The sequence below is a fragment of the Pseudomonas sp. HK3 genome (assembly GCF_052920985.1).
On record NZ_JBREXD010000001.1, the window covers coordinates 528915 to 555036 of the forward strand.

General features: G+C 39.3%; 40 protein-coding genes. 8 read left to right on the top strand and 32 right to left on the bottom strand.

Translation table 11 applies throughout. The features are described from left to right. Window positions 1-2 precede the first annotated feature (2 nt). The 18 genes from ACU6U9_RS02420 to ACU6U9_RS02505 all read right to left on the bottom strand — a co-directional run bounded on the left by ACU6U9_RS02420 (window position 3) and on the right by ACU6U9_RS02505 (window position 12662). A complete protein-coding gene (locus ACU6U9_RS02420; RefSeq protein WP_446733488.1) occupies window positions 3-1184 on the bottom strand; it encodes a baseplate J/gp47 family protein in 1182 nt (393 codons plus the stop codon). A 46-nt stretch (window positions 1185-1230) separates the two neighbouring features. Then, window positions 1231-2346, bottom strand: a complete 1116-nt coding sequence (locus ACU6U9_RS02425) for a hypothetical protein (protein ID WP_446733489.1) — start codon at window positions 2344-2346, stop codon at window positions 1231-1233. After that, a complete protein-coding gene (locus ACU6U9_RS02430) occupies window positions 2343-2654 on the bottom strand; it encodes a hypothetical protein (protein WP_446733490.1) in 312 nt (103 codons plus the stop codon). Before ACU6U9_RS02430 ends, ACU6U9_RS02425 begins: the two co-directional genes overlap by 4 nt. Window positions 2655-2682: 28 nt before the next feature. Further along, entirely contained in the window at window positions 2683-3603 is a 921-nt protein-coding gene (locus ACU6U9_RS02435; protein WP_446733491.1) for a DUF2590 family protein, read from the bottom strand. After that, a complete protein-coding gene (locus tag ACU6U9_RS02440) occupies window positions 3603-5336 on the bottom strand; it encodes a phage tail tape measure protein (RefSeq protein WP_446733492.1) in 1734 nt (577 codons plus the stop codon). Before ACU6U9_RS02440 ends, ACU6U9_RS02435 begins: the two co-directional genes overlap by 1 nt. 5 nt (window positions 5337-5341) lie before the next feature. Beyond that, window positions 5342-5494, bottom strand: a complete 153-nt coding sequence (locus ACU6U9_RS02445; RefSeq protein ID WP_446733493.1) for a DUF6890 family protein — start codon at window positions 5492-5494, stop codon at window positions 5342-5344. A gap of 29 nt (window positions 5495-5523) precedes the next feature. Then, the gene (locus tag ACU6U9_RS02450) at window positions 5524-5808 is read right to left on the bottom strand and encodes a putative phage tail assembly chaperone (protein WP_446733494.1); all 285 of its coding nucleotides are present in this window, start codon (window positions 5806-5808) and stop codon (window positions 5524-5526) included. A 10-nt stretch (window positions 5809-5818) separates the two neighbouring features. Continuing rightward, window positions 5819-6079 carry a hypothetical protein gene (locus ACU6U9_RS02455; protein WP_446733495.1) on the bottom strand — a complete coding sequence of 87 codons (261 nt, stop codon included), beginning with the start codon at window positions 6077-6079 and terminating at the stop codon, window positions 5819-5821. Between the two features lies 1 nt (window position 6080). Beyond that, window positions 6081-6317: a hypothetical protein gene (locus tag ACU6U9_RS02460; RefSeq protein WP_446733496.1), complete on the bottom strand. Its 237-nt coding sequence runs from the start codon at window positions 6315-6317 to the stop codon at window positions 6081-6083. Continuing rightward, entirely contained in the window at window positions 6304-6783 is a 480-nt protein-coding gene (locus ACU6U9_RS02465; protein WP_446733497.1) for a hypothetical protein, read from the bottom strand. The genes ACU6U9_RS02460 and ACU6U9_RS02465 overlap by 14 nt, the downstream gene beginning before the upstream one ends. Further along, window positions 6783-7238, bottom strand: a complete 456-nt coding sequence (locus ACU6U9_RS02470) for a phage protein (RefSeq protein WP_446733498.1) — start codon at window positions 7236-7238, stop codon at window positions 6783-6785. The genes ACU6U9_RS02465 and ACU6U9_RS02470 overlap by 1 nt, the downstream gene beginning before the upstream one ends. Further along, complete coding sequence (locus tag ACU6U9_RS02475; protein ID WP_446733499.1) at window positions 7235-8341, bottom strand: DUF2586 domain-containing protein; 1107 nt, start codon at window positions 8339-8341, stop codon at window positions 7235-7237. The genes ACU6U9_RS02470 and ACU6U9_RS02475 overlap by 4 nt, the downstream gene beginning before the upstream one ends. 2 nt (window positions 8342-8343) lie before the next feature. Beyond that, complete coding sequence (locus ACU6U9_RS02480; protein ID WP_446733500.1) at window positions 8344-9012, bottom strand: phage virion morphogenesis protein; 669 nt, start codon at window positions 9010-9012, stop codon at window positions 8344-8346. Beyond that, window positions 9009-9458, bottom strand: coding sequence for a phage tail protein (locus ACU6U9_RS02485; protein ID WP_446733501.1), 450 nt, complete (start codon window positions 9456-9458; stop codon window positions 9009-9011). The genes ACU6U9_RS02480 and ACU6U9_RS02485 overlap by 4 nt, the downstream gene beginning before the upstream one ends. Continuing rightward, window positions 9455-9895, bottom strand: coding sequence for a head completion/stabilization protein (locus ACU6U9_RS02490; protein ID WP_446733502.1), 441 nt, complete (start codon window positions 9893-9895; stop codon window positions 9455-9457). The genes ACU6U9_RS02485 and ACU6U9_RS02490 overlap by 4 nt, the downstream gene beginning before the upstream one ends. Window positions 9896-9997: 102 nt before the next feature. Then, a complete protein-coding gene (gpM, locus tag ACU6U9_RS02495) occupies window positions 9998-10711 on the bottom strand; it encodes a phage terminase small subunit (protein WP_446733503.1) in 714 nt (237 codons plus the stop codon). A 51-nt stretch (window positions 10712-10762) separates the two neighbouring features. After that, window positions 10763-11785, bottom strand: a complete 1023-nt coding sequence (locus tag ACU6U9_RS02500) for a P2 family phage major capsid protein (protein WP_446733504.1) — start codon at window positions 11783-11785, stop codon at window positions 10763-10765. A gap of 43 nt (window positions 11786-11828) precedes the next feature. After that, window positions 11829-12662 carry a GPO family capsid scaffolding protein gene (locus tag ACU6U9_RS02505; RefSeq protein WP_446733505.1) on the bottom strand — a complete coding sequence of 278 codons (834 nt, stop codon included), beginning with the start codon at window positions 12660-12662 and terminating at the stop codon, window positions 11829-11831. A gap of 86 nt (window positions 12663-12748) precedes the next feature. Here ACU6U9_RS02505 and ACU6U9_RS02510 point away from each other — a divergent pair, with 86 nt between their 5' ends. The 3 genes from ACU6U9_RS02510 to ACU6U9_RS02520 are packed head-to-tail and all read left to right on the top strand — an operon-like array spanning window position 12749 to window position 15941. Further along, a complete protein-coding gene (locus ACU6U9_RS02510; protein ID WP_446733506.1) occupies window positions 12749-14587 on the top strand; it encodes a terminase large subunit domain-containing protein in 1839 nt (612 codons plus the stop codon). 5 nt (window positions 14588-14592) lie between these two features. Continuing rightward, a complete protein-coding gene (locus ACU6U9_RS02515) occupies window positions 14593-15618 on the top strand; it encodes a phage portal protein (RefSeq protein WP_446733507.1) in 1026 nt (341 codons plus the stop codon). Continuing rightward, window positions 15618-15941, top strand: coding sequence for an ogr/Delta-like zinc finger family protein (locus ACU6U9_RS02520; protein ID WP_446733508.1), 324 nt, complete (start codon window positions 15618-15620; stop codon window positions 15939-15941). The genes ACU6U9_RS02515 and ACU6U9_RS02520 overlap by 1 nt, the downstream gene beginning before the upstream one ends. A 22-nt stretch (window positions 15942-15963) precedes the next feature. Here ACU6U9_RS02520 and ACU6U9_RS02525 read toward each other — a convergent pair whose 3' ends face one another. Continuing rightward, on the bottom strand, window positions 15964-16155 hold the full coding sequence (locus ACU6U9_RS02525; RefSeq protein WP_446733509.1) for a hypothetical protein: 192 nt from the start codon (window positions 16153-16155) through the stop codon (window positions 15964-15966). Between the two features lie 158 nt (window positions 16156-16313). Here ACU6U9_RS02525 and ACU6U9_RS02530 point away from each other — a divergent pair, with 158 nt between their 5' ends. Further along, window positions 16314-16715 carry a helix-turn-helix domain-containing protein gene (locus tag ACU6U9_RS02530; protein ID WP_446733510.1) on the top strand — a complete coding sequence of 134 codons (402 nt, stop codon included), beginning with the start codon at window positions 16314-16316 and terminating at the stop codon, window positions 16713-16715. Here ACU6U9_RS02530 and ACU6U9_RS02535 read toward each other — a convergent pair. Together ACU6U9_RS02535 and ACU6U9_RS02540 are read right to left on the bottom strand one after the other, a co-directional pair. Next, the gene (locus ACU6U9_RS02535; RefSeq protein WP_446733511.1) at window positions 16702-17052 is read right to left on the bottom strand and encodes a helix-turn-helix domain-containing protein; all 351 of its coding nucleotides are present in this window, start codon (window positions 17050-17052) and stop codon (window positions 16702-16704) included. The genes ACU6U9_RS02530 and ACU6U9_RS02535 overlap by 14 nt on opposite strands. Further along, the gene (locus tag ACU6U9_RS02540; RefSeq protein ID WP_446733512.1) at window positions 17006-17260 is read right to left on the bottom strand and encodes a hypothetical protein; all 255 of its coding nucleotides are present in this window, start codon (window positions 17258-17260) and stop codon (window positions 17006-17008) included. The genes ACU6U9_RS02535 and ACU6U9_RS02540 overlap by 47 nt, the downstream gene beginning before the upstream one ends. Before the next feature lie 215 nt (window positions 17261-17475). Between ACU6U9_RS02540 and ACU6U9_RS02545 the strand changes: the two genes are divergently transcribed. The 3 genes from ACU6U9_RS02545 to ACU6U9_RS02555 all read left to right on the top strand — a co-directional run bounded on the left by ACU6U9_RS02545 (window position 17476) and on the right by ACU6U9_RS02555 (window position 18479). Continuing rightward, window positions 17476-17655 (top strand): type II toxin-antitoxin system HicA family toxin, encoded by a 180-nt coding sequence (locus tag ACU6U9_RS02545; protein ID WP_446733513.1) that lies wholly within the window; start codon window positions 17476-17478, stop codon window positions 17653-17655. Between the two features lie 182 nt (window positions 17656-17837). Beyond that, window positions 17838-18245 (top strand): type II toxin-antitoxin system HicB family antitoxin, encoded by a 408-nt coding sequence (locus tag ACU6U9_RS02550; protein WP_446733514.1) that lies wholly within the window; start codon window positions 17838-17840, stop codon window positions 18243-18245. Between the two features lie 81 nt (window positions 18246-18326). Continuing rightward, complete coding sequence (locus ACU6U9_RS02555; RefSeq protein ID WP_446733515.1) at window positions 18327-18479, top strand: hypothetical protein; 153 nt, start codon at window positions 18327-18329, stop codon at window positions 18477-18479. A 175-nt stretch (window positions 18480-18654) separates the two neighbouring features. Here the strand turns inward: ACU6U9_RS02555 and ACU6U9_RS02560 are convergent, their stop codons facing one another. The 11 genes from ACU6U9_RS02560 to ACU6U9_RS02610 form a co-directional block, all read right to left on the bottom strand. Continuing rightward, window positions 18655-19248 carry a 3'-5' exonuclease gene (locus ACU6U9_RS02560; protein WP_446733516.1) on the bottom strand — a complete coding sequence of 198 codons (594 nt, stop codon included), beginning with the start codon at window positions 19246-19248 and terminating at the stop codon, window positions 18655-18657. Window position 19249: 1 nt separating this feature from the next. Next, window positions 19250-19450, bottom strand: coding sequence for a hypothetical protein (locus ACU6U9_RS02565; protein WP_446733517.1), 201 nt, complete (start codon window positions 19448-19450; stop codon window positions 19250-19252). Window positions 19451-19454: 4 nt separating this feature from the next. Then, window positions 19455-19640 carry a hypothetical protein gene (locus tag ACU6U9_RS02570; RefSeq protein ID WP_446733518.1) on the bottom strand — a complete coding sequence of 62 codons (186 nt, stop codon included), beginning with the start codon at window positions 19638-19640 and terminating at the stop codon, window positions 19455-19457. After that, entirely contained in the window at window positions 19621-20610 is a 990-nt protein-coding gene (locus tag ACU6U9_RS02575) for a hypothetical protein (RefSeq protein ID WP_446733519.1), read from the bottom strand. The genes ACU6U9_RS02570 and ACU6U9_RS02575 overlap by 20 nt, the downstream gene beginning before the upstream one ends. Window positions 20611-20791: 181 nt before the next feature. Beyond that, complete coding sequence (locus ACU6U9_RS02580) at window positions 20792-21094, bottom strand: hypothetical protein (protein WP_446733520.1); 303 nt, start codon at window positions 21092-21094, stop codon at window positions 20792-20794. Then, window positions 21066-21335, bottom strand: a complete 270-nt coding sequence (locus ACU6U9_RS02585) for a hypothetical protein (protein ID WP_446733521.1) — start codon at window positions 21333-21335, stop codon at window positions 21066-21068. Before ACU6U9_RS02585 ends, ACU6U9_RS02580 begins: the two co-directional genes overlap by 29 nt. A gap of 17 nt (window positions 21336-21352) precedes the next feature. After that, window positions 21353-21568, bottom strand: a complete 216-nt coding sequence (locus ACU6U9_RS02590; RefSeq protein ID WP_446733522.1) for a hypothetical protein — start codon at window positions 21566-21568, stop codon at window positions 21353-21355. After that, window positions 21565-21828, bottom strand: a complete 264-nt coding sequence (locus ACU6U9_RS02595; RefSeq protein WP_446733523.1) for a hypothetical protein — start codon at window positions 21826-21828, stop codon at window positions 21565-21567. The genes ACU6U9_RS02590 and ACU6U9_RS02595 overlap by 4 nt, the downstream gene beginning before the upstream one ends. 2 nt (window positions 21829-21830) lie before the next feature. Continuing rightward, window positions 21831-22049 (bottom strand): hypothetical protein, encoded by a 219-nt coding sequence (locus ACU6U9_RS02600; protein WP_446733524.1) that lies wholly within the window; start codon window positions 22047-22049, stop codon window positions 21831-21833. 313 nt (window positions 22050-22362) lie between these two features. Further along, window positions 22363-25086, bottom strand: a complete 2724-nt coding sequence (locus ACU6U9_RS02605) for a toprim domain-containing protein (protein ID WP_446733525.1) — start codon at window positions 25084-25086, stop codon at window positions 22363-22365. Continuing rightward, a complete protein-coding gene (locus ACU6U9_RS02610; protein ID WP_446733526.1) occupies window positions 25083-25358 on the bottom strand; it encodes a helix-turn-helix transcriptional regulator in 276 nt (91 codons plus the stop codon). The genes ACU6U9_RS02605 and ACU6U9_RS02610 overlap by 4 nt, the downstream gene beginning before the upstream one ends. A gap of 158 nt (window positions 25359-25516) precedes the next feature. Between ACU6U9_RS02610 and ACU6U9_RS02615 the strand changes: the two genes are divergently transcribed. Then, entirely contained in the window at window positions 25517-26122 is a 606-nt protein-coding gene (locus tag ACU6U9_RS02615) for a S24 family peptidase (RefSeq protein WP_446733527.1), read from the top strand.

A 26122-nucleotide genomic window follows, 5' to 3' on the forward strand; every position in this document is an offset into this window, starting at 1 on the left:
ATTTAAACCTCAGCATGAGGATTCAACGTTAAAGCATTAATCTTACTAACGTTAAGCCCATGTACGGGTGAGTTCGCATTAAAATCTATATCCGTTAACGCAGGGAATTCTTGATGTAACTGTTTACCAAGTTTAGAAAATGAAAACCGAGAAAAGGGCTCAACCCTGTCAGGTTCAATTGAAAACTCATAACCGGATAATTCCCGAAACGCCACACGAATAAAATTTTCAACATTCGCCATGAGTGCTGACGATTCACTTTCAGATAGTGCCGCTGAAAAATAAACATCAACATTCAAATCAAGTGATACCGTATCCATATTACGAGCAATCACACTGTCACCATGGCCATGATTACCGTCATCGTTAATATATTTATTAATGGCACTTAAGACTTGCTCTGACGCTTCGCCGTAATCAAGCAGAATCAATGCATCTGTTGTGGCTGGGCCTCTTGGGTTATTTTTATCAAAAAAAATGTTTCTAGGATCAATACCGGACGACTCAGTAATGATGCGCTTATAAACAGTGTCCACATGCCATTTATTTAAGCCACTCCATTGGTCACGAATACGCTCTCTGTAAACCTCATCATCTTCTTTATCCGTGCCTAGTTGAGTCATCCAGTCATCATCATTCGTAACCGAGGTAACACCCGAAACATTCTCAACCATGAATTTAAAAAAACCGCCTGCCAAATTGTAACGCTGACCCACTTCAACAGCTTCATGCTCAACGAGCAATGATGATTCACCCTCTTTAAAGGGGGTATCGTTTAAGCACATCAACTCATAAACTACGCCCTTAATCGGCAACGATTTAACACGACTGCCTTTTTTTATGATCAACTCCCCCGTGTTGGTTGATCGGGTAAAACGTAAATTCCCTTTTGCTTTTCGTTCATCAATACGAGGCAAGCGATACCCCCAGCCAATAATATCTAGCCATTGATCACGAGCCGTTTTTAAAAAACGATTAGGCAATAAGTGTTTAGCAACAAACACTATTAGCCAGCGAGTAGGTGCAACACACAAACTATCTATTAACGACCAAAAAGGTGAGTATTCATCAGCGTTATACAAAACAATACCTTCTTGTTTTGCTAGCCTATTAAATTCTTCGTTAATATCTTTTGTACTGGTTTTCACACCTGCATCATTCATTATTTTATAAAAATCAGTCATAAAATCACCTACAAAAAACGATTGCATGCATCGCTTTTATATAATTTCAATTATCTAACGGGAGATATAACCAAATGACATCAGCCGCTTCTTTTTTACCAGCCTGGCGAAGTAAATAATTATTGCTTTGACTAGAAATACCATGTGCTATAAATCGTTTTCCCCCAATATTAACCAGCTGCCCATTTAAGTTATTATTCGTTTGAGTTGGGTGGTAAATAATATTATTTTGAGGCCACTTAGCCCAATGCCAATTTGCGGCAGTGTTTTGAAAACCAACAGTCATAACCGGAAGTTGACTGATAAAATTTCCGTCAGCATCTTCTATTGGGAAATACTCTCTGTGGTCACGTACATCTGAAAACCGTCCATTTCCATAACCAACCGCATAAACAGAACTATAATAGGATTTATTAATAATCCGTTCGCCAGAAAATATATTGCGCGCCTCTAATCCCATTGCTTGCGTGGCCGATGACAAACCAAAATTTTGATGGCTGCTTGACGCCCCGCCCCATGAAGATACTAATCCTAATGAAAAGTTCTCAACGGTTTGCTCTGAATATAATGGCTCTCCTATCACTATCATTTGTGTGCCATATGTAACAGCATGATCAGTGGAATCACTCATCCACATTAATACAATATTGTTATCTGCCCATACATGGAAAATATGCTTTTCGAAAACATGCTCTATGGATAAAGCATCGTACTTCCCACTATTTTTTATAAACGTACCATGATGATTTGTGAAAATTTTACTTTCCTGATTGAAATCATCCGCCTTACCTAAAAACAACGTGTTATTTTGAGTCGTATGGTCTACTACTAAAGATTCACCCCAAGTGGCAATGGTTGGAAATCCCGTTTTATTTGTATCATCAGAACGATAACCTTTAAGCATGCTATAAGTGGTTTTTTTATCAACGTCCATAAAATCAACATGCTGCCAATTAGTAGGCGCGCCTTCTGGGCTAATGGTGTGCCCATCTATTTCAAATAAATCATTGCATATCACGCCCTTACCAAATTCAGGATAATCGGTTGTAATATCGCCGCTTACTATCCGGTGCATAAAGCGCAACATATCAATCATTAAAAAATCAACGCCCCATGTCTTCGATGTACCTGTATGCCACTTAACTTCAGCATAAACACTCATGAATCATCTCCTTTTGTTTTAACGTCCTTGCCAAATAATGCATTAAATTCTAGCTCCGTAATTTCATTAAACCCTGCCATCTTTTCATTGATGATAATATTCAACTTATTATCTTCTGTAGGCTGAAAATCAACATTTGACTTAGAGTAGCCATCTATTTTTAATTGATGAATTAAATTCGACATTTGAACCCTTTGATTCATAGATGTATCGCGGGCAATCACCATCGAAAAAAATTCTTTCGGTGACTCGTCAAAAACTATCTCACCTGAATCTTTTTTAATCTTCCATACTGGGTCGGTATTCATAATATCTCTCTATATTTTGCGTAAAAAATTAACCAAAAAATGTAAACTGACGACCATTACTTTCACTTTCAATGAACGCTGTAGACGCTAAAGCAGGCTTATAAGTAACATGAGTATTTTTATGAGTATTATTAGCTTTTACGATTGGAAAGTTGTTATAAAACTCATTAAAACCGACACCCGTTTCAACAATAGGCCCAACGACAACTATTGAATTTCCATTACTTTCACGTTCTACGAAAGCATGAGTGATGAAAAATGACTGATAACCAACACTAATAAACTTATGCATGTCATTTGCACTAACTATTGGGAAGTTGTTATAAAACTCATAAAAACTTACCCCTGAGTTTTTCACACTGCCCAAAATCGTAAAACTAACCCCTTGACTCTGTTCATCAACAAAGCCAGTACCCACATATTCTAAGTTAAAAGAAAGAGGAAACTTCGCCATTGAATAAGGTCGGTTTGGATAAAAGTGCTTACCATAAATAAACCTAGAATTAGGCACCCAAGCCACAGAATTAATAGTGTCGTTTATGTATTGATAATGAGTAGCGTAAATAATTTTAACGTCTTTATTTGGCTCACCCTCGCCCCCATCATCAGGCTCATCCACAGATACAGGCACAGCCAGCTTTAAATCTCCCCAGTTTGTTTGGGCTTGTACATAAAGCTCTGTAACGCTTAAACCCACAAATTCAAAGCTAACAACCACTGAGCCCGCAATAACCCGCCTGTCATTTTCACAAGCCAGCTTTATTCTGTTTTTTACTTGCGATATGGCATTCTTATTTCTCTCACCCAAAAGTGAAAAAACTAAACCTGTATCTTGAATCCTGTGCGATAAGTCCTGAGCAATAACTTGATGGCCGCCAATTAATTGAGGCAAGCCATTTTGGTCTAGTACAAGATTGTTTTTATCAATTAAAAGATCAACTAAATCCATCAAGCGCCCATACCTATCATGTGTGCGAGAGAATCAGGATTAATATTCTGTGATGTATTCACCGTCATATTTTCAACAACGGTTCCAGAGTTATTCTGTGTGCTGCTATTTAAAGTGGTTTTTGGTTTGAACAAATCGGGCTCATTAATTTTTGATGCTGATTCAGATATTTTTTTCTTATTGTTTTCAATATTCTCGTCATCAGAAGAGAAAAAACCAAAGCCATCAAATTCAAAACCATCAAGACTTGCTAATTTTTTATCTAACCAATCGAAGCTTTCTTTTAATGCCGCAAACGGTTCAATCTCCGTTAAGCTTTCCAACATGCCAGCAATGCCACTCAGGGCGTCTTCAACAAACTTGAACACAGCGTTATCACCAAACGCTGCTTTCAAATCGTCCCAATAAACAACCAATGCAATGATTGCCGCAATTAATATCCCAATAGGGCTAAATATAATACTGAGCAAACCAACCACAACACTAAACGCCGTCCCCAAAGCAGCCCATGCAGCCGTGGCAAGCCCTACGCCAATTGTGAAAACAGCCATTACTGCCGCTAACACTGTAAAGCCCAGAATGGTAAAACCCAGCAACCGAGTTAAATTAGGGAAACGTTGCGTCCATGCCTGCATCCGTGCAGACGCATCCGCAAAGCCACTTATAAGCGGGTTAATAATGGGCAGTAACGTTGCCCCGATTGCGACACGTAATGCATTGATACCACCACTTGCACGCTCCCACGGATCAACTTGAGCTTGAGCCATCATGGCCGCTTTGGTTTCATCCGTCTGCTTCGCCAGTTCGCCTATATTGCCTTTTAACGCATCTGTATTAGCCGAAAGTAACTTAACCAACCCAACGGCTTCTTGTGAGCCGAACGCCTTAGCCAGCGCGTCTGATTTGCTCACCGTATCAATGTCACCAAACTTGCCTCGAATTTCATCTAAGATTTTCGGCATTGATAACATACGCCCCTGAGTATCTGTAAACTGCAAACCAAGGGCGGCTTGTGCTTTGCCTACCCCTGCTAAAAACGCTCTGTACTTTGTTCCCGCCTCGCTACCTGACATCGTTGACTGCAACTGCCCTAATATCGCCATTTGCTCCGACATAGCTACCTGTGCGCTGGTCGCCTCAGCACCCAATGACGAAAACGCCCCCGCCATTTCGCCACCAGTCGTTTTAAACATTTGCACAGCCGTCGCTGTCTGACCCGTTAAGCCTGCTATCCAGTTCGCTTTACCCATTTGCACGGCTTGCTTTTCAAAGATGCCATACATGGTGCCGACGTAATCCGTGATCGTGCCTGCATCAGACTTAGTGGCCTTGGCCAATAAATTAGATTGCTGCGTAAACGCCGAAAGATCCGTATTTTCTAAACCCGCAATAGCGCTTTGAATGTCGTAAGAGCTTTTCACAAACTCAGTCGCATCCCCGCCGTACTGGGTTGTAAATTGCAAACTGGTTTGTGACAAATGATCTAACGCTTCTTGCCGCACACCAAGGCTTTTAACTTCACCAAGTGCCCTATCCATGGCAATCGCCGGTTGCAAGCCACCAACGAGCAATGCGCCCGTTGCAGCCAACCCAATCGCACCATTCTTAACCGTATTAAAACCTGCACTGGCTTTTTTTGTGAATTTACTAATAGAACCCATGACTTTATTCACAGGCCCTGTAACCTGATCAGTCAGCGAGAGAATAAATTCTAATTCTTCAATATGGTTCATAATAACTACTCAAAAAAAACATTAATGCCTTTTGAAACAGCCAAAGACATTCGTTGCCAGTACTGGTTTTCTAAATACAGGGCTTTTGCAAAGTTTCGATTGGTTTCTGGTTCATTCGGTAGCCACTTTTGCAACAGCAATAAATATTTAGCTAACACATTGCTTTCTAGCTCACTTGCCAGTGCTTCTACTTTTTTATGGAAACAGAAACATCAGCCCCGTATTCTTTCATTAATTTATTGAATGTATTTGTGATCACAACAGGGTGCTTTAATAATTCAAACAATGAATCTTTTTTCTCAGGATTAACCGTTACCATACAAAATTCATGCATCGGAGTAATTTTGTCATCTGACTGCACATCATTCATAAAATTGATGTAAGCCGAGGGTGTTACAACAAAATCAAAATCAATCTCTTGAACGTTACAAGAAATTTTTTTATTCAAATCAAAATCTTTTTTAGCCGCCACGATATAACCCTTATTTAATATTTTTAAAACCAACAATAACCAATGCAATCACACTGGTCACAAACGATGTAATCAACGCAATACGCGCATTTTTAGATAACGCTTCTTGTGTGTTGCGTTGTCGTCGAACAAAGTACTGGTCTGCTTGAACTTCGTGTGGGTTTTCCACATCGATACCCAATGACGTCAGTACTTTTTTTACAGCGTCTTCTGTGCCCTTTTCAGCGCCTCTTTGTGCCGCTGCTTCTATTTCTTCTAAACTGGGATTCAAACTAACCCCCTGTTGCGTCTACTACTTCAACCGCCGCTAATTCACTGGCCAATTCAGAAACATAGGTAGCCGCTTCAGCAACCGTGATCAACGCATCAGGTGACAACGGCAACCCCAACACACCCAACAAAGACGAAACAATAAAATAGGTTCGCTTTTTCTTAAGTGCCGTAATCAACAACTGTTTAAAATCAAATTCTCGTTTAATGTTCTGCCATGCAATCTTAATTGATTTCATTTTCAACCCCTTCAACATGATTCAAATAATCGTTTAAGTACTCGTTTACCGTTGCCTTACCTAGCTCCGTGTTCCACACACGTTTTGCATACTTAGCCAAGCCCATTAAGTCATCGGCATCCGGTAACGGCTCAGGATCACGCCACAACTGCACACGGGCCATCGCCGCCGCAAAGGTCGGGCTCACCACCAACTCTTCAGCATCGAGTACACGGGGAATATCGGTAAACTTTCCTGTGCGCTTTAAATATTCAATTGCATCGTTATATGTCGCGGGTTCCATTTGCCATAAACCAAGTGCAGGGCCGTTCAACTGGCGACAATACCGAAAGCCCTGTGACTCATGCGCGGCTATCATTAACAGTAATGTGATGGCATTCTCTTGCAGGGGAAACCCGCCCGCCTCTAATGCCGTAACAATCGTATTGCGAACCACAACACCAAATTGAGTTAATTCAGAAGCCATTAATACACCCCAATGCTTTCTTCTTGTGATAGGTAAGGCACACCATTGATGTCAACAAAACGAGGGCTGGTCACTTCATACGGCAACGTCACCATGCCTTTCTTTTTGTCGTTTTTATCCACATCAAGAATGCTATCTAATTTTATTTTGCACCCGTGTGCTTTTACAGGCATAAGGTCATCAACCGTTGCCCCAATAAAATCCATATCAAATGGTTTTAACGCACGATAACTGCCTGCTTTAGCCGCCATAGCCGTAATCAACTTAAAGTACTTATACGCCATGGTAATTTCACCACCTGCTGCCACGTCCCCATCCACATAGCCATCGGGTATGCCATTGGTTTTTTGCACTTCCATGTTATCGGTGATTTTCAATGTCACCTTATCTATCGTAATCATCGCCCCGTCTAAAAAAACATGAACATTTTTACCCGCTATATGTTGATGACTCATAACTGCCCCTCTCGCTTAACATAAAGTTTGTTTGTAATTTTTTTAGGCGAGTCAATCGGGCGCACGGCTAAGTATGTAACAATTGAGTTTTGCCCTGTAAATTGGATGGTCACATCACCATCTTGCGGTGGGTAAATATCCCCTGGTATTACCTCATCATCGCGACGAATGGTTTGGGCCATTTCATCCAATGGTTTTTTTGCAAAGCTTTCAGCCGCAGCAATAGACACCTTTGACTTGTTTAATGTTTTATCACCAAGGCGTGTCCACATACGCTCATGTACTTTACGCATTGCTTTTAAAACAGGTCGTAAAATCTCGGCAACTTTGTAATCACCCGTTGCCTTATCCAAAGTGTTAGCATCTGAGAGATATGTACCGCCCTGCCCTGCGTATTTTTGTGGCACTGTTAGGCGTAAGCTTTCAATCGCTTTAGCCTGTGCATTTGTATATTTCTTGTTATCCGAATCAAGCGGCGTTTCACCCAAGCCAAACACAGGCCCGCTCTTGGTGCGAATAGGAGTGTCAGAGATAGACAAATCAACCCGACATAATCGACCCGCTATAGAACCAACATTGGTAATATTAATTTGTGGAATGGCCATTACATTTTCGGCAACCACATCACTCACAATATTGTTTAAATATGTGTGATACTGCGCCCATGTTTGATTATCTGAATCAATACTTGGCAACGCTACTAATGCAAATGTAAAAACATTTTTAGCACCTAATTCATTAATTTTTGTTTGCACAGATAGTAAGTCGGCAGAAGAATCAAACAAATCTACGACAACAAAAAACTCAAATTTATAATTTGAATTCACCGCACTATCTACGGCATCAGACCATATTTGACCATCACCCAAAGGGTAAACCGCGCCAGAAAAAGAACCGCCTTGCAATGCTTCTTCTTTAAATGCTTCTATATTGCGCAGCAATTCAGACTCGCCAATTAAGTCTTCAAAATCTGTTTCCTGATTAACAAAATGTAATTGATTGGTATTTTTCATACCTCTACCAATGATCAAAAACGTGCGCTCTATATCATCACTCGCACCCTGAGAACGGTTTTCATTTTTTGTTTCAATATGGCCCAGCATAATTAATCTCTTTCTTTGTATTTAGATAAAATCTGTTCAGCGAGTTCGTATACTTCTTCTTGTGTGGCACCTAACAGCGTTCGTTTAGCCAAATTAATTGACCATTGTTTCTTGGGCGTCTCGTTTCTCATAGCCTTTAAAATCAATCCGGCCTGACCGAGAAAAATATTTTCTTTAATCCATTTTTGAGTAGGTGTCACCCACTTCGTTTTTCCTTTTTTTCCGGTTTTACGCTTTACCTTAAAACCTTCGGCCAAAAGGGCTTTAATTTGTTTTTTGGTAGCTGGGTCGCCGTAATGAGGCCTCCCATATTGTTTAACCGCTTTCACTGCCGTGAATGTTTCTTGTAATCCCTCATGGTGAGCCCTTGCAACCTTACCCACGTCTGGCGATGCCCATGCAACCCGTACAGAATCGGTTTCTGTTGGAACAATAAGCCCGCGCCCCAACCGCTTAAACATGCCCTTCTTATTGCTTTTTTCTTTCCTTGATTCGTACGCACTACCATCAATATTCTTTTGGTTCTTCATATTGGTACGTGCTGTACGCCTCACACCTCTACCCATGCTTCGTAGCATGGTGCGGCGCTTACCTTCCGGTAATGACATCATCTCTTTAAATTTTTCAATTTTTTTTATATTGTCATTTTTTTCTTTAAACGAAAGTTTCATACAACATCAACATTCAGCGCCATGCTATCCGCAATAACCGCCTCACCCATTCCCATGCTGTACCGCTTGCTGTTATATGTAATATTGCCTTCATTATTTTCATGCATGTACAAAGGCTCATAAAATTCAACTTTAATCGTCACATCAACACGGCCCTTTCCAGCATCATCGATATCAAATTCTGGGTCATCCAACTCTTCATTATCTCGCCATGCATCATGCTCATCTAACGACAAAATAAATGCCGCCAAAATTTCACCTGCATCACCACAATAGTTTTCTATTTCATAAACCACGTCATAATTAACCGCACCTAAAAATATGCCCATTTCATCCTCACCCATTGTTTTAAGTATTGACGAATTCAAAACATAGGCATCAAATTTATTTTCTTTAAAAAGCTGCGTATTAACTAAATCACTCGCAACTATTTTCCATAGATTCATAACAACTCGGCCTTAAAAACAGGTTCGCCCGTAAAATAACAAATGGATTCTTGGTGCAATCGTTTTAACCCATTTTTTAGTACGCTGTAATTACGCAATATTTCAGAACTTGTTTCCTCTTTTTCAATACCTGCGTAGTTCGTGAGCAACTCATCTTTAGCCTTAGAAAAAACCGCGCGTTTGTAATGAACAATATTTAACTCATCTCCAGCCCCCTCAAGCGTCAAGAACCCTTTTGATTGCATATCTTGTCTGAAATCAGTTAATGATTCATTCACATAACCCATTGCTAGAACCAGTACAGTTCTAACTAAATCATCCCCATAATCACTGGGTAGCCGCCAATTTTTAATGAATTCTTTAACCGCAATACGAGGAAAAAAACCATTTTCAATAATGACTGCACTGACGCTTGGTTCATCAAAACTAAATGACACAACAAAACCTTAAATTAGGTGGCGATTGCAGCCGCTAGAAAAGACACACTCAGCATAAATGCCGTGATCCGTTATAACGGTGCAATCGCACGGGGTGGAGTCTTAAAACACAATCGGTTTCTTTGCCTTCGATTGCTCTAGCTTCTTTTTAACGCCAACCTTTTCATTAATGAAAAGCGCTTCGCTGTAATACTCAACTGCTTTATCGTAATCATTCGCCGCATGAGCAATAAAACCCGCCGCCTTAGTCAAGTTAGCTCGCTCAATAAAGTTCAGCTCTTCCCATTCACAAGACGCATCAAACCATTGATCAAAATACGGCTGAACACTTTCACCATTTTTAATTTTAGGCATCGCCCACTTTAAAAACTCACACGTTAAAAATGTTTCACTATCGCTGCTAAAGCCTTCCGGCGTATCAACACCGTGCTCACATACATATAACGACAACTCAACCGCCTGTGCTATCTGGCCGCAGTCAAACAGCCACATTGCACAATAAATAATAAACACGTCATAATCATGGTCTTCATTTTCCATGCCTTGCTGTGCAAGCGGTAAATAAAGAGGTAATAATTGCTTTTCTTTAACCTTCTTTTTCTCAGAAATATTTTTAAAATCACGCAAAATTAAAATATGGTCTTTTAAACGATCTTGCATATCGAACACATCGGTGGAATCATCACCTTGATTTACTGTATCAATAGTCATGATTTCAGTCGTATCACGGCCACTGGCCATATCAATACCGATCAACAGCTTATTTTTTTTAAGCCGTTCAGCTTGTCGGCGCTTTTTTTCTTTTGCAAATGTCATATAAAAAACCTATTAACAGTTAACGGCCATCCTTGGCCTTACACTTCCCCCTTATTCTGCGGGCAAATATTCCAGATTTTCAGCCAGTGCACAGGCTTCTTCATCTTCCAATACATAACCTTCATTACGTTTGTTTAAGTCTTCGTATTGGTCAGCTTTATGGTTATCGCCACTGGTGGTTTTCCAGCTTTCTTTTTGCCAATAAATAGACAAGTTTTTGTGAGAGCAAATAAAGATGGTGCCATCAGGGAACCCCTCTGGGGTTTCCATTGGCAACTTAGCCACGCGGCCCAATAGCTTATTTGCAGCCAACTTATCTTCTTCGGTTGGTTGCTCGCCATACATGGACCAAATTTGTTGTTCGTATTCATCCGCCAAATCTTCGCCTATAAACGCCACTAAATTTTTACGCTTATGCTTAGGAATGGCTTTTTTTAATGCACTGACAGCGGCGGATAAGTTGGCATAATCCCCCCCTTTACCAATGGTAATTTTTCCTGAATCTTTCACGCCTTCAACAAAGTGAGCATCTGAATTTTCAACACGGGCCTTTTCTAACCAACCAATATTTAAATTAGTTAATAGTGGATCATTTTCTGGGTCAGTATCAGCCGCAGCACTAACCCCGTTCCAACCACATACAACTCGGTCTTCACCAATTTGCTGTTTCACTTGATTTCGAATCATTGTTGCCAAGCCGCCGTCAATATGCACCCAGCTTTCTAATGTCTCATGACGAATAGCAATATCAGTTTCAGTTTTATGTAGTTCATAGTTGCGGCTTGTCAGCTTATGCGCTGAACGAGCCTTACGCTCATTACCGTTGCTCGTATTAGTACGGCGAGACACAGGGCCTTTCGTACCCACCATGATTTTTTCGGCCTTAACTTCTTTAACGCCGATAACATTAATTTTTTTCAAAAAGTCGTTATCAGCACGAATTGATTCATTTAATTTTTGAGTGACAGACGCCGAAACGCTATACCCTTTAATCAATTGATCTGAAGTTGCTTCAAAACCTTTTGCAATTTGTTTATGCGCATTACTAAGTGCCTTAATAGCATCTGGTGACATCTATATTTACCTTTTTAATAATCAATTTATACTGTGATTAGATTTAAAGAACGCCTTGAATTTCACCGCCATCACCATCATCTTCACCACTATCTGTGACGCTTGCTGGCGTTGAAAATTTTTCAATCAATTCATCCATTTTGACAGATAAGTTTTTATTATCTTCTTGCAACGTAGACAGTTCTTTCTTCCACGGCGCGTCTTTGTCATCTTCGTTATCTTGCTGTTTATCAATAGGTAATGAATTAGAATAGTTTTTCGATAAATCGGTAAACCCGTCTGTCATACCCTGCTTAAATTCAGCCATAAATTCTTTAAACTGTTCTGGTTTCATGCCTTCTTCTTCCTGCTTGTTTTTGAAATGTTTAGTAAACCAACCTTCTTTCTTTTCTTTATTCGGCAAGTCGGCCACTTCTGGATTATCAAACAAATGAATCGTTTCAAAATCACTACGCAACAACGGCGTTTTGTTTGCATCATTGCTAAACAGTTTTAATTCACTGGTCCCCAAGCTGTCAGGGTCATCTGTCATGGCTAAGCCATATAAATAGGCTTCTCCGGTTTCCGGTGATTCTGGTGCAATCTCAACTGAAAAATGCATATCTTGCCCGTCTTGGTTCATCGACATTAAATATTTATTAGGTTCTAAACGGCCTTGTAAACGCGCCTTACTTTGCTCATCGGTCACGGCTCTCAGCTCAATGACTTTGCCTAAATTAATATAACCATGATAATGACGATAATTAATAATGGCGGTATGTAAGTCTGTGTTGTAGTTGTTTGCCATTTGGCTAATTTCATCTGCGGTCACAGTTCGGCCAGACCACGTTTTTCCTTCTCGCGTTAAGTTGAGCCAGCCTGTTTGTAATCCTGCCATCGTTTAAAGCCTTTAATATATTTCGTTTGTTTACTTGATGACGGAAGATTAAAAGCATTTTTATTTAATTTGTATCGGATATTATTTTGTTTGATTTTGTTTTTATTATTTTAGAAACATCCAGAAACAGAAAAATAAAATATGCCAATAATTACCCGTATTATTCAAATATGGCTTATTCAGATGAAATCAAACACGAAGCGAAAATCCTTTATTTAAGGAAAATGACGCCCACCGAAATACACGAACGTTTAAAAGTACCTAAGCGTACCGTGTACGATTGGATTAAAAATGGTAACTGGGAAGCACTGGTAAGTTATGAGTCAGTAGAAGAAGGGCTTGCACGCCGCATAAACATACTGGCATTTAGAGAAAACAAGACCGACGCAGAAATAAGAGAACTAAAAACCGCCAGTGCGGCTTTATTAGAATTCAGAAAAGTTGAATTAGCCGAAACAAAGCTAAAACTATTAGCCCAAGGCGGCAGTAAAAACATTGGCAGTAATGCCGATGGTAGCAAGCGTAAACGTAAAGAGAAGAAAGTAAAAAATGATATAAGCCACCTAACAATTGATGACTTTAAAAAGCACTTTCACTCAAAATTATTTTGGCATCAAAAACTACTGTATAAAAACCGTAATCAGCGTAACCGTGAAGTTTCCAAGCCAAGGCAAGGTGGTTACACATGGTATTTTGCAGGTGAAGCCTTTGAACGCGCTGTCATAAAGGGCGATGACTCTATTTTTCTATCAGCCAGTCGCAACCAAGCTGAGATATTTTTAGCCTACATACGCGCCATGGCCTCGGTATGGTTTGACATTGAGCTGACAGGCAACCCAATTGTGCTATCCAATGGTGCGACCTTACGCCCCGTTTCTACAAACGGGCGAACGGCTCAGGGTTATAGCGGCCATGTATATTGGGATGAATATTCGTGGACACCAAAATTTAAAGACCTTTATAAACTCGCGTTAGCAATGGCAACGCAAAAAGGCTACACACGAACCCTGTTTTCTACACCATCAAGCAAACAGCATGAAGCCTATTCACAATGGACATCTAAAACATGGAAGAAAGAACACCCGCGTAACAAAAAGCAATGGCCAACTGAAGACCAACTAAAAGAAGGTTTTGTTTGCCCTGATGGTCGCTGGCGTTTTGCATGTACCATTGAAGACCTTGTTAATGGTGGTTTTAACCTAGTGTCCATTGAGGATATTAAGGAAGAAAACAGCAAAGAAGATTATTTAAACCTATACATGCTGCAATGGATAGATGGTCAATCCAGTGCATTCAGTGTGTCGCTCTTAGAACGATGCTTAGTGGATTCTGGCCGTCGCTGGAAAGATATCAACCATGATCATGCACGACCTTATGGCAATGGCCTTGTGCGTATTGGTTACGACCCAAGCCGAACCAAAGATAATGCTTGTGTCGTCGTCGTGGCCGAACCTACGGCCAATATTGATAAACACCGAATATTAGAAAAACTCACATGGAATAATGTCTCATGGGAATATCAACGCGATGAAATAGAAAAGCTAACTAAAAAATACAACGTCAGTTTTCTAGGCATGGACGTAACAGGAATAGGCAGCGGGGTTTATGAGCTTATACAAAAAATTGACGGTTTTTCGAAACACAAAATTTTTCCAATAAAATACAGCCCACAAATTAAAACCGATTTAGTTTTACGCTCACTTAACATTATTAAAAATAAGCGACTGCAATACGACCAAGACAATACAAGTATTTCAGCGGCGTTTTTAACTGTAAAAAAACAGGTCACTAACGGCGGCGTGATCACTTATGCAAGCAACCGTACAGCCGAAACAGGTCACGCAGATGAAGCGTGGGCCGTTATGCACGCATTAAGCGGCGAACCTATTAACTATCAAGATAAACAAACGTCTACGTGGTCATGAAAAATATGGAAAATAAATCGCTAGTGGCTGATAACAGCACACCCGAAAACACCAGCTCTTACAGCATTAGTTTTGGCGACACTGAAAGCGTTATGTCTGAAAACCCCGCTGAATACTTGGGTGTATTTTATAACGAGTGGGAAAACTACTATGAACCCCCTGTATCTCGCGCAGGGCTAGCCAAATTATTTTTGGCCAACACTCATCACTCAAGCTCTCGCTCTTTTTTTGCAAATATGTTGTGTAAGTTTTTTAAAGGTAGTGATGCACTAAGCTACTTAGAATTTAGAAGCGCGTGCATTGATTACGCTAGTTTTGGTGAAATGTATTTTCAACGCATTAATAATGCAGCAGGCTATACGATAGCACTAAAACACCAGCCTACGCTGAATATGCGAAAAGGTAAAAACGGGCGTTATATAAAACTAATCTCCAATAATGACCCCATTCGTTTTAAAAAAGATGAAATCATTCAGCTTAATGATTATGACATCATGCAAAAAGTCTACGGCTGGCCACCCTATATGGCACTGATTCAATCAGTCATTTTAAATGAATCCGCCACGCTGTTTCGTCGTCGCTATTACGTTAACAATGCCATGATGGGATACATATTTTTCACTAACGATCCAGACCTACCAGAAAAAGAAAAAGAAAAATTAAAAAATGAAATAAAAAACAGCAAGGGTGTTGGTAATTTCAAAAGCATGTTTATTCATGCCCCCAACGGCTCGCCAGACTCAGTAAAATTAATTCCCGTAGGCGATAAAGCGACACAGGATAACTTTGCAGATATTAAACGCATTAGCCAAAACGACATACTCGCCGCATGGCGTATGCCAGGGGAATTAGCAGGGGTGCAACCCGAAGACAAAAGCGGACGGGGCGATGCAATCAAAGCCGCAAAGGTGTATGTAGAAATGGAAATTTTACCGTTATTGCCCATTTTTGAAATCATAAATCAATATCTACCTCGGCACCTACGCATTCGTTTTGACATACCTAAAACGGGTGTATGGGATGATGATTAATGAGTAAATTTTTAAAACCCGATATGATAGAATGCAATACAAACAGTGAAACATCAAACGGGTTTAATATGCTGGTACGTTGCAAATGTGGGGGAAAAGCCCCTATCTACAGTCGCCAGAATATTTCAAATGAAGTATGGAAAATTTATTGCCAGTGTAAAAACTCAGAATGTAACCGGTCATTTGCAGTGTTATGTTCAGAAGCGGAAGAAATACGCCCAAGTGAATTAAGTCACGCGCTACAAATTCAACAACTATTAGACAACTTACCAAAACATCAACGGGAAGCATTTTTAAAAACCCAGCTTAAAAAGGCGAGTTAACCTCTCGCCTTTTCATATTTTTCTAGCCCGATTCTTCACCCGTCTTTGGGCCAATAAACGATATTAACCCATCAATTTCCCCCCCCTGTAAAATCAACGTATTACCCGCAGGGATTTGAGTTAGCAACGCCTTAACAAATGCTACCTGATTAAAATTTTCTTGTTCTTGTTCTTGTTCTTGTTCCTGCTCTACATATAAATCTTGTGAACGCATCGCACGTACTCCTTATTCCACTGTGCTATATAACTGAACCCATTCAGCGAGCGGGATCTTATGGCACTTCGATATTAGATGACATACATAACCAGACAGAATATGACCTATATTTAGTATTATCACTTACAAACGTCATAATATGTCAGGTTTATCTAATGGTAGATAAGAACCATAAACAGCGCTTTGCACTAAATTTAAAACGAATACGTATTTCATCCGGTAAAACACAAATAGAAGCCGCTGAATTTTGCAATGTTAAACCCAGAACATTTAGCCGTTGGGAAAGCATGAGTGATAGCCATTGGCCACCCTGTGAAAAGTTAGGAATAATTGCAGAAGTATTTAGATGTCGTGTTGCTGATTTATTCGATGCGCCAGACTGGGTGCCTGAAACCATAAAAGAACGAGAATTAATGAGCTACTTAAAAAAAACCAATTTGCCCGCAAAGCAAATCATTAATCAAATAGAATCCGTTTTAACAAGATTAAACAAATCAGACAGATTGATTATTTCAAATCTTACAGATCGTCTTTCCCTTGACTCTAAAAAGAAGTAGCGTCTGGTGTAATGAGCTGATCAGCGTTGCACCCTAAAACCTCTGCCCATTTTTCCCGTGTAGTCTTACGCGGCGTATTCCCAACCGCTTCAACCTGAGCCACAGCCCCCTGAGTGATACCTAATGCATGTGCCATCTCGTATTGGTCTAAATGCCTATGCACCCGCCACGCCGTCATTGCGCTGCATTCACGTTCTTGCATAATCCGCATAATCGCATGGGGAATCACCGCATCTTCAAGCTTTCTTAATTTTTGAAAATAGCTGTAACTCAATACAGCGTATTCAGGATCACCCGCCGCGTCTCGTATCAATTGTACTTTTTGTTTTTTCATCATATTCAGCGCGTGAAATTCCCAATATCAACAACTTGCCGCCACTCATGCCAAATTGCACCTCATAGCCGACAATCGCAGCCCTTCTACCTGCCGCCACAGGGTATTTTGCCACCTGCTCGACTCGCTCTATAATTATGGCCTGTTCGCCCCTAGTAAGGCTAAACAGCTGCCCAATCGCATCAGCTAGCCAAATTACATATTCATTCATTGTATTAGCCTTTATTCCCCATTAACTAATCAAATTAGCTTCAAGCCTAGACGGCAAGCCTATTAACTAATCAATTAGTCTTTATAGCAAATAAGTCTAATTTATTTGGCGCAAGCCACTTATTAAATAGAAAAGCAGGGTTACTGGGGTTATAAATAATTTGACTTACGGGGTTACTGGGGTTATAGTTACTACATCTTCAGTAAGGGCAAACAATGAATAGCAAAGACATAATAAAAATGATTGAAAAAGACGGGTGGTATTTTGTAAAAGCGCGAGGTTCACACAATTACTACAAACACAAAACAAAGTTGGGAAAGGTAACAGTCCCACACCCAAAGAAGGATTTACCACCAAAGACACTTAAATCTATAATGAAACAAGCCCAGCTATAGCTGGGCAACCTAAGCAATCATGAATGATAAAATGACATAAAAAATTAACTGAAACTTACGAAGATAATTAATTACTAAATACAAAATATTAAATACTAAACTAAACATTAAATACTAAACTAAATACTAAACTAAATATTAAACACAAAATATTATATTATATTCTATAGAGATTAAATGAAATGAAATATCCGATTGCGATAGAAAGAGGCAACAACACAGAAGCATACGGGGTGATTTTCCCTGATGTTGATGGTTGTTTCTCCGCAGGCGATGATTTGGATGAAGCAGTAAAAAACGCAAAAGAAGCGTTAGAAGGATTTTTAGAACTGTGCGCCGAAGATGGGGACGATTTACCAAAACCAAGCAAACTAGAAGACCACCAAGATAACCCTGAATATCAAGGGTTTATCTGGGCATTTATTGAAGTGGATATAACACCATACCTAGGCAAGTCACAAAAAATCAATGTGACGCTGCCTAACTTACTACTGCATAAAATTGATCAAGTCGTGGCACAAAACAAAAAGTATAAAAGTCGTTCTGACTTTTTAGCGACAGCGGCACTAGATGAATTGCACCTCGCTTAATTTTTTTTATGCCTGTGCACATGATTAAAATGTTAGGCGAGACATTGAATAAACTGTTAAAAACTAACAGACGAGGTATTTATGGATAACGACATTCAAGACGAACAATGTTCAGTTTGTAATGGTTCTGGCCATAACCCTGCTAGCTCAGCTAACGAAAATGAACTGGGTAATATAAATTATGTCCCAATTCAGTGCCCACACTGCAATGGAACAGGTATAGAACCAGAATAAAAAAGCCCCGAATCATCGGGGCTTTTTCGTTACTTAAACTGTTTTTTATACAACGGTATAGCCTCCGCTCTAATGCCTGTATGGGCAATAGCCCTCACTTGCATTTATGCCGTTGCATCACTGCCAAATAAAAAAGCCGTCTTTTGTTTCTTGTCGAACAACATGATCATTCACTTTATTCGTCCTCCGCAATAAATTTCAATATGTCATAACACACCTTCGCATCATCATACGCGGTATGAGCGGCTATTTGTTCCACATTACAGATACTACAAATATCGTTTAATGACATACGCTTAAATTGATTATTTTCAGTGCACCACTTTCCCCAGTCTTTCATAAAATGACGATTAGCCAGACCCATTAAATCAAACCAATGCCATTCAAAAAACGGCAAACCATATCGACTACACGTTTGAAATAACATACGCTCATCAAAATTAGCATTAAAAGCGATTACCGCTCGCTCACCAACCAACGCATTTAATAAGCGATGATCATTATCAGAAAAACGATTATAATTTTTTAGTATGCTTTTAGGCAGTCTATGCACTTTTAATGCATCAGGACTACTATCAACCGTAGGATTAAATCTAAACAAATTGATACTGCCTGAGTTGTGATATTCATCCATTTCATATAAGGCCAATTCAATAACTTCATCCTGAACACTGAAACCAGTGGTTTCCGTATCCAAATAAAAAGGATTGTTATCAAGTAAGTTTCTAGCGATTTCTTGAGTACTGTATTTTTGCTGTTCAATTGTCATTTTAATTTCCTTTCTTCTTATTGCGTTTTTTAAAACCCGACGTATTAATGTGTTTTCTATTTAGCGGCTTACGATCTTCACCTGTTTCACCCATTTTTATTTTTTTAATCTTTCCACCTTTTTTCAAAAATCGTTCAACTTCGCTTTCCAATAAAGTTGATGTCATTTTATGAACAGTAGGAATATTTTGTTTCATCGTCATATGATTAACCCTCAACGCTAATAACATTAAAATGCTTGGCTGTATGATCTCGTAAAACATCCTCAACCGTTTCTAGTTTTTGTAGCTGAACAATTGCTTTATATTGCTCAGGCTGATTACTTAACGTGAACACCACTTTCTTTTGTGATTCATATCGACCTGTGGTTTGTTTAGACGTGAGCACTTTCAACGTTCGCCCCTCCTTTTTTTGTTCGCGTGTACATCTTTGAACCCTCTGGCCGAATCACCAAACCATCTATTTCTAATTGATCAAATAATCGCTTAGCACGGCGCGGATTATTAAAACCGTGGTTTTCTTGTACCGCTCGCTGCACGGGTTTATCCCCGTATTTTCCCTGCTTAATTTCATGCACAATCATGCTGTAAAGCGGGTCTGTATCATTTGATTGTTGCGGCCTTGCATCATATTCAATAGCTTTTGAATTATTTTTTGATACTGAAAACTTATCTTTCGGCTCTGCACCGTCAGGCTTTTCATTAGCAACTATTTTGATGCGCCCCCCGCCCAGTGCTGCAAAACAAAGTAATGGGCAAAAATCTATTAGCACCGCTAACATATACCAAAAGTGATTTTCATCGCCTTTGTGTAACTTCGCTAGAGCCTCTGTGCTGGTTTTATTGCTAGGTTGCATTGCCATACGCAAAGAAAGTGCGTCTAGCCATTTCTGCTTCGCCTTGGCGGCCTCTTTTTGATTTTGCGATGCCTGCCAATCGTTGCCTTTTTCATCTTCTTCTTTTGCGAGCGATTCAAAGTGCTGTGATTCAGATTTATAACCTGCTATTAATTCGTTAATGTCTGTGTAATCACTGCTGTTTTTAATGCTTGTGTGCTGCAAGCTGCTGCTACGTGCATCAAAATACGATGCAGTCCCCGACACAGATACATAAAACAAAGCAGCAATACTCAACAGCATAAAAAGCCATAAGAAATACCGTTTTTGTTTAAATGTAACAGGCAGCATATAAGCAAACACAAACTGACAACCCACCAAACAAACAGCGGTCACACCATTGATTAACCTATCTAATTCGGTGGTGCCTTCGGTCAATAAAAGGTATTCACACAATGCCGAAACAAGCGCAAATCCTCCGCCAAACATAACCAGCGCCCTGCGCTCTTTATCCCTTAATTGCACCATGACAGGCCCCCTGTATTAATCGTCTAACGTATGTAGTAAAATTGGATGTGTTACGCATTCCTTGGACTTTCTTCAATAAAATGCTTTCACTTCGTTGATAGCGTTCAAATTGTTGAATATTCAATGGTTTCTCCTTTGTGTGACATAGACTCGATGTGGTTTGGCGACGGCATCGAGTCTTTTATTTTTCAAACATATCAATCGTGTTTTCATCTCGTATTTTTAAACCTTCATCTAAACCTTGATTAAGTTGTGCAAAAAGGTGATACGCTTCTTTCCCTTTTTTGGTCAGGGTTAATCGACGTAATCGTTTATCATGTCGGTCAGTTTTAATTGAAATTAATTGATAACCTTCACGCCCTCTTAATCCTTTCTCTAAACTTCTGGCAATGTAATAAACCGTATTTAATTCAATATTCAGAGCGTCCGCTGCACCTTGCATGCAATGATTAGGATTAACCGCCACATAAGACAAAACCTGCATTCTCTGTGCGTCCAAGTGTGGCCAGCGTCTGACGATTTCGTCTATTAGCGTTAAGTTTTTCATTTTGTGCTCTCTCTCTTTTTTCAATTAATTTTTTTAAATCACAAATTTGGTTTTTAATATTTCGCTCTGCTCGTTCAAATGAGCGCTGTGTATACAAATTCCGTTTTCTAAATAGTTGGCTAAATTCCATCTCATAAAACATCAATTTGTTCTTTAATATTTGATTGTGTTTTGTCATGCTATCTCCGTTTTCCATTATGGCCATGTGTGAAATTTTCCGTGATCACACACAATCAATTCTTTTACCTCATTCAATGAATCAATCATGTGCGACGCCTGCTCATTATTCGTTGATAAATTTTTAGCATCAACATAACCAAATTTATCAACCATTCTATAAAATGCCTCCGCCTGTTCTACTGTTAACGTCCCTGTTTTTTCAACAGGGCCATGTGTGATTGTTATTTTCATTTCATCTTCTCCATTTCAATATCTAATAAAAATTTTCTGACTTTTTTATAATCATCTAAACTATCGCGGCGAATTTTCATTAATGCCATTCTTTGTATAGAAAATTCCCACCCATAAATTTTTTGCGCTAACTTTTTTAATGCCTTATTTTTTAATTCAGCTCGTAATTCTGGACTAAACTCATTCAACAATTTTTCACGCCGCTCACGATTAATAGACGAAAGATGATTTGAATCTGTTGATAAAATACTGCTTTTCATTTCTATTCACCTATTAGTTGGCTGTTCAGCTTTTTCATAATTGGCCACAAAAAACACATGGCTTTATCCTCGTCTTCTATGCGCACCAACTCACGTAACGACTGACGAACAATAAACTGCAAAGTGTCGATGTATTGCTGATCTGAAACGGCACCAAACCGCTTACAGACGCTTTCAAGGCAATGTCTCATTAGCTCTACATCCGAACTGTTTTCACTCATTTTTTAACCCCCTGCCAAAAATTCTCTAATTTTTCTAATGAGCACCTTCAAATAATGCTCAAAGCCGCGTATTTACTGGGCTGGCTCAAATTAGAAAGTTTTCTAATGTTTTCTAATGAAAGTCTGTAGCCCTTTATCCATAGGGGGGTAGCCTGAATTTTTTTCTAATAAAGTCTAATTTCGGTTTCTAATGAAATTAGAGGATAATTAGAAAAATATTAGATTTTAAAAACCCCTTAACCCCTTGTTATTCCTAGCTTTTATCCTTATTTAGTTAATTAATTAGAAAAATTAGATTTTTTTTAGATGCTTGCTAGATTTCGATAGGCTTCTTAAATTGCCATACATACTTAGATTTCCCTGTAATCTTTGAAGTAACCGTTCCAGTCGTCACATAGGGATATTTCTTACCGCCTTTTAGTAACTTTTTAAGGTCTTTAACCAGTGGCAACCTGTGGCGCTTGCTTTCAGCCAGTGCAGCCATTTCATTTAGATTTAGGGCTATTAACTGATCATCTGTACTGTGATTTAGAACTTCTTTGTCTAGGGAGTAATTGCCCAATATGGCATCTTCATCGTTGCTGGTATGCCAATTGATTAACTGGTAAACCTGCCAGAAGTTTTCCACGTCTGGATGATCTGAAGCCATACGAGTGCTTCGTTCTTCAGCTCCTTTTAACAATGATTTTTTAACCCGCTCTCTGAGTTCAATAGCTTCCGCCCCAAACAGTTCAGACAGTGCATAAAAGCAAGCACAGACCAAAGCATGTAATTCTTGTATACGAACCATCTTTATTTTTTTATTAGCTTTAAATTCTGGGAATAGATTTTGATAATGTGAAAAAATAGAACTTAGAATATGCTTCTCTTTTTTCATTGCCTGAAAAATAAAGTTTGCGGCATCCCGTGTATCCATTGCTTTGAATTTCTTAAGCAGTTCAAAACCTTCGTCACTAAAATGGCTTTCATCCCAGTAAGTAGAAACAAAACGAGAAACCATTGCCGGTTCACATTCTATATCTCGGTTTTGCGCAACAATAAATGCCGCTTTAAAGTCTGGCTCTATTGTTTCACTGCCCCCAGTTGGTAAACCTACACCACGAATAGGACGCCCGTTTAATGCATCTTTCATTTCGTTAATATCAAATGCATGTTTAGCTTCATCGGTGTCACCCTCAATAAGTACTAATGGTAAACCTGCTAATTTGGTCATTACCTTTCCACGCGCTGCATTTGAATATTTTGTTGGGTTTATACCTTCATAATTTCCTTCGCGGCCAGTGGCCTTCCACAAGAATTCAAGAATGGAAGATTTACCAGTACCAGGATCTCCAATCGTGGCTAAAAATGGAAACCAACCAAAAGCCGCCCTAATTTGCTCACAATAAAAAGAGCCAAACCAAAAAGCTAAGGTGATCAAACCATTAATGCCAAATGCTTTATAAAAATCACCCAGCCAATTCAATTCAGCTTTTTCATTCGGTAGTGAAAAGTTAACTCCTTTCAATGTAGTTTTCGTTTTTTCTTGGCCATATTGAATCAGTCCAATATCATTAACTTTAATGAGCTTTCCATTTTTAAAACCATACTTATCAAAAACATAACCACCAAAATCTCGGTCATAGCCCATGTAATTAAGAGTTTGAATTTCTTTAGACGCTTCTTTGTACTCAAACCATTTGTCGTACATATATTTAAAGTCTTTATCAGACCCATAAAATGACGAACCAGCCGCTAGACCCACTATGGCATTGTGAAAACCTTTATTGGATTGCATGGCGTTTTTATCCACGCTCTCTTGAATGCGCGGCGCACCATTGGCAAATTCAACACGAATGAAAAACGAAAGCTCACGGGTTAATTCGTTACGCTCTGCATATAAAAATTGAGGAAAACAGCTAGAAATTTTTTCATACTCGATGTATTGAGCGAAGTTATCCGGTATGCGGTTATGGTTATATAAAGTGTTATTATCACACTCTAAAGCATCGGTCATGCCATCTTTATTTTTAATGCGAAAGGAATACAACTTTTTTTTGTGCTCAAGAACAAAGTTATTTTCGTTTTTAAATTTTCGATGAAGAAATGCTTTCCTGTAGTATGTTTTTGCGCAAAACATCAAGCCTCTACTCATACACTCCTGTATAAAATTGGGTTTGGTTTGTTGTAATTTTCCTTGTTTGTATAAGTCATCCCAATCATATTTAGATGAACCAGTTAAAGCAGCTGTATAGCGCTGATTCATTTTGTCCATTTTTACAAAATGTTTTTCCATGTAATTATGCCCCGCTTTATCATCATCCAAAGCCCACACCCACAAAATGTTTTTATCTAAATGCTCATTAATAGCAATTGAAGGAAAATAACCCGCAGCTAAAGTGGCCGCTACTTTTATGCCGCATAAATGCAGCGCAATGGCATGGAAAATACCCTCAACCAACCAAACTTGATCATCTTTTTCAATTACTTGGTTTGGGGGTGTCCACCACAACCCTTTATGCAATGAATCGTTGTAGTCCTGAAACATTGGGTCGCTAGTGGAAAGCTTGCGGCGCTTACCGCTGAAGTGTTGACGCTGCCCGTCGCTTTTGGCTTGAGAGATAAGACGCTCCCAATAAACATTTCGTTCTTCATTTAATAAAAAACGAACTGTAGGCGTAGAAACTTTGTCTTTGTTAAAATAACCCTGATCGTACCAGCCCTTAATTCTGTCTAATGGAAAACCACGCTTATACAACATAAACACATCAGCCATAGCCATTGGGTTTTCGCTATCTTCTTTTGCGGCTTCAATTAAATCTTCAATTATTTCAGGGTATAACTCAGAAGTATTAGCAGACCACCCACATGAGTTGGCATTATTACACTGCAAACGAAACGGCTTGCGCCAATTCCCAAATACCTCGTTGCGATTACACTCAGGGCAGTGACCTTCTTCAAGATATTTGCCTTTTACTTTAAATCGAAATTGTTGGTCGTTTTTTAGCTTCTCTGCATACAGCTCAGGAACCACTGAATCAAAATCTATAGCTTTCATTTGCTATCGGCCTTAACCGCAGCTAAAGCGGCAGCTTGTATTTGATTGGCGTTCGCCATGCTTTCTATTAAGTATGGGTTTTCTTCTAATATGTATTCATTAATAAATGACGTAGGCCAGTACTCGCCCCCATTTACAACTATCGACTTAGGCCAATTCCCTTCTTTCTGGCGGCGTTGCGCGGTCTTATCTGAGATTTTAAACAGGGCTGCAACCTCCTTACGGGTTAGCAAACCGTCCCGATTCACATCAACTGGATACTCTTTAAGCACTTTAAATTCCTTAAATGTTGTCTATAGTCCCTATATAAGGTAATAATTACCCTTATAAGGACATGCCAAGACATGAGAAGACAAATAACTCCATATAAGGGACTATAAACAACTTTAAGAGAGTGTCAACTCTGTTTAAGTGTTTTTTTTGGACTGCTATGACTGAAACTACTGAATTTACGACACGCTTAATTAAGGCCATTGATTCAATTGGGCCTAAATCCCTCACCGAAAAAACGAGCATCGCCAGCTCAATGATTCATCGCTATAAAAAAGGCAATGAAATCACCCTAGGGAATTTCAAGAAAATTTACCAAGCAACGGGCTTTAGCCCTTTATGGTTATTAGAGGGTATTGGCCCAGAACAATTAGAAGAAGCTGAAGGCTTTAGTTTTGATGATATTTGTATTCCCATTCCTTCACTTGATGACTCACAGAAAATCGACATTGAATTTGACCCTTCATTTATAATCAGCAATTTAAAAGCTGAGCCTAAAAAGTGTCGGTCTTGGGTTATGCCTGATAGTTCAATGCAAGGCACATATAACAAAGGTGATACTGTTTTAGTTGAACTTGATAATTTAAACGGGTCTGGTGATTTTGTTATTAAAGTAAATGACTCATTCACAATGAGAAGAATTGAACATGAAATAACAGGCGCTATTAAGTTAATCAGCACTGAAAAAGAAATTGAATTAAGCCCTGTAGAATTCGAAAAGCTGAATATTATTGGCCGTGTTATTTGGTCGGGTGGCAGGTCTTAA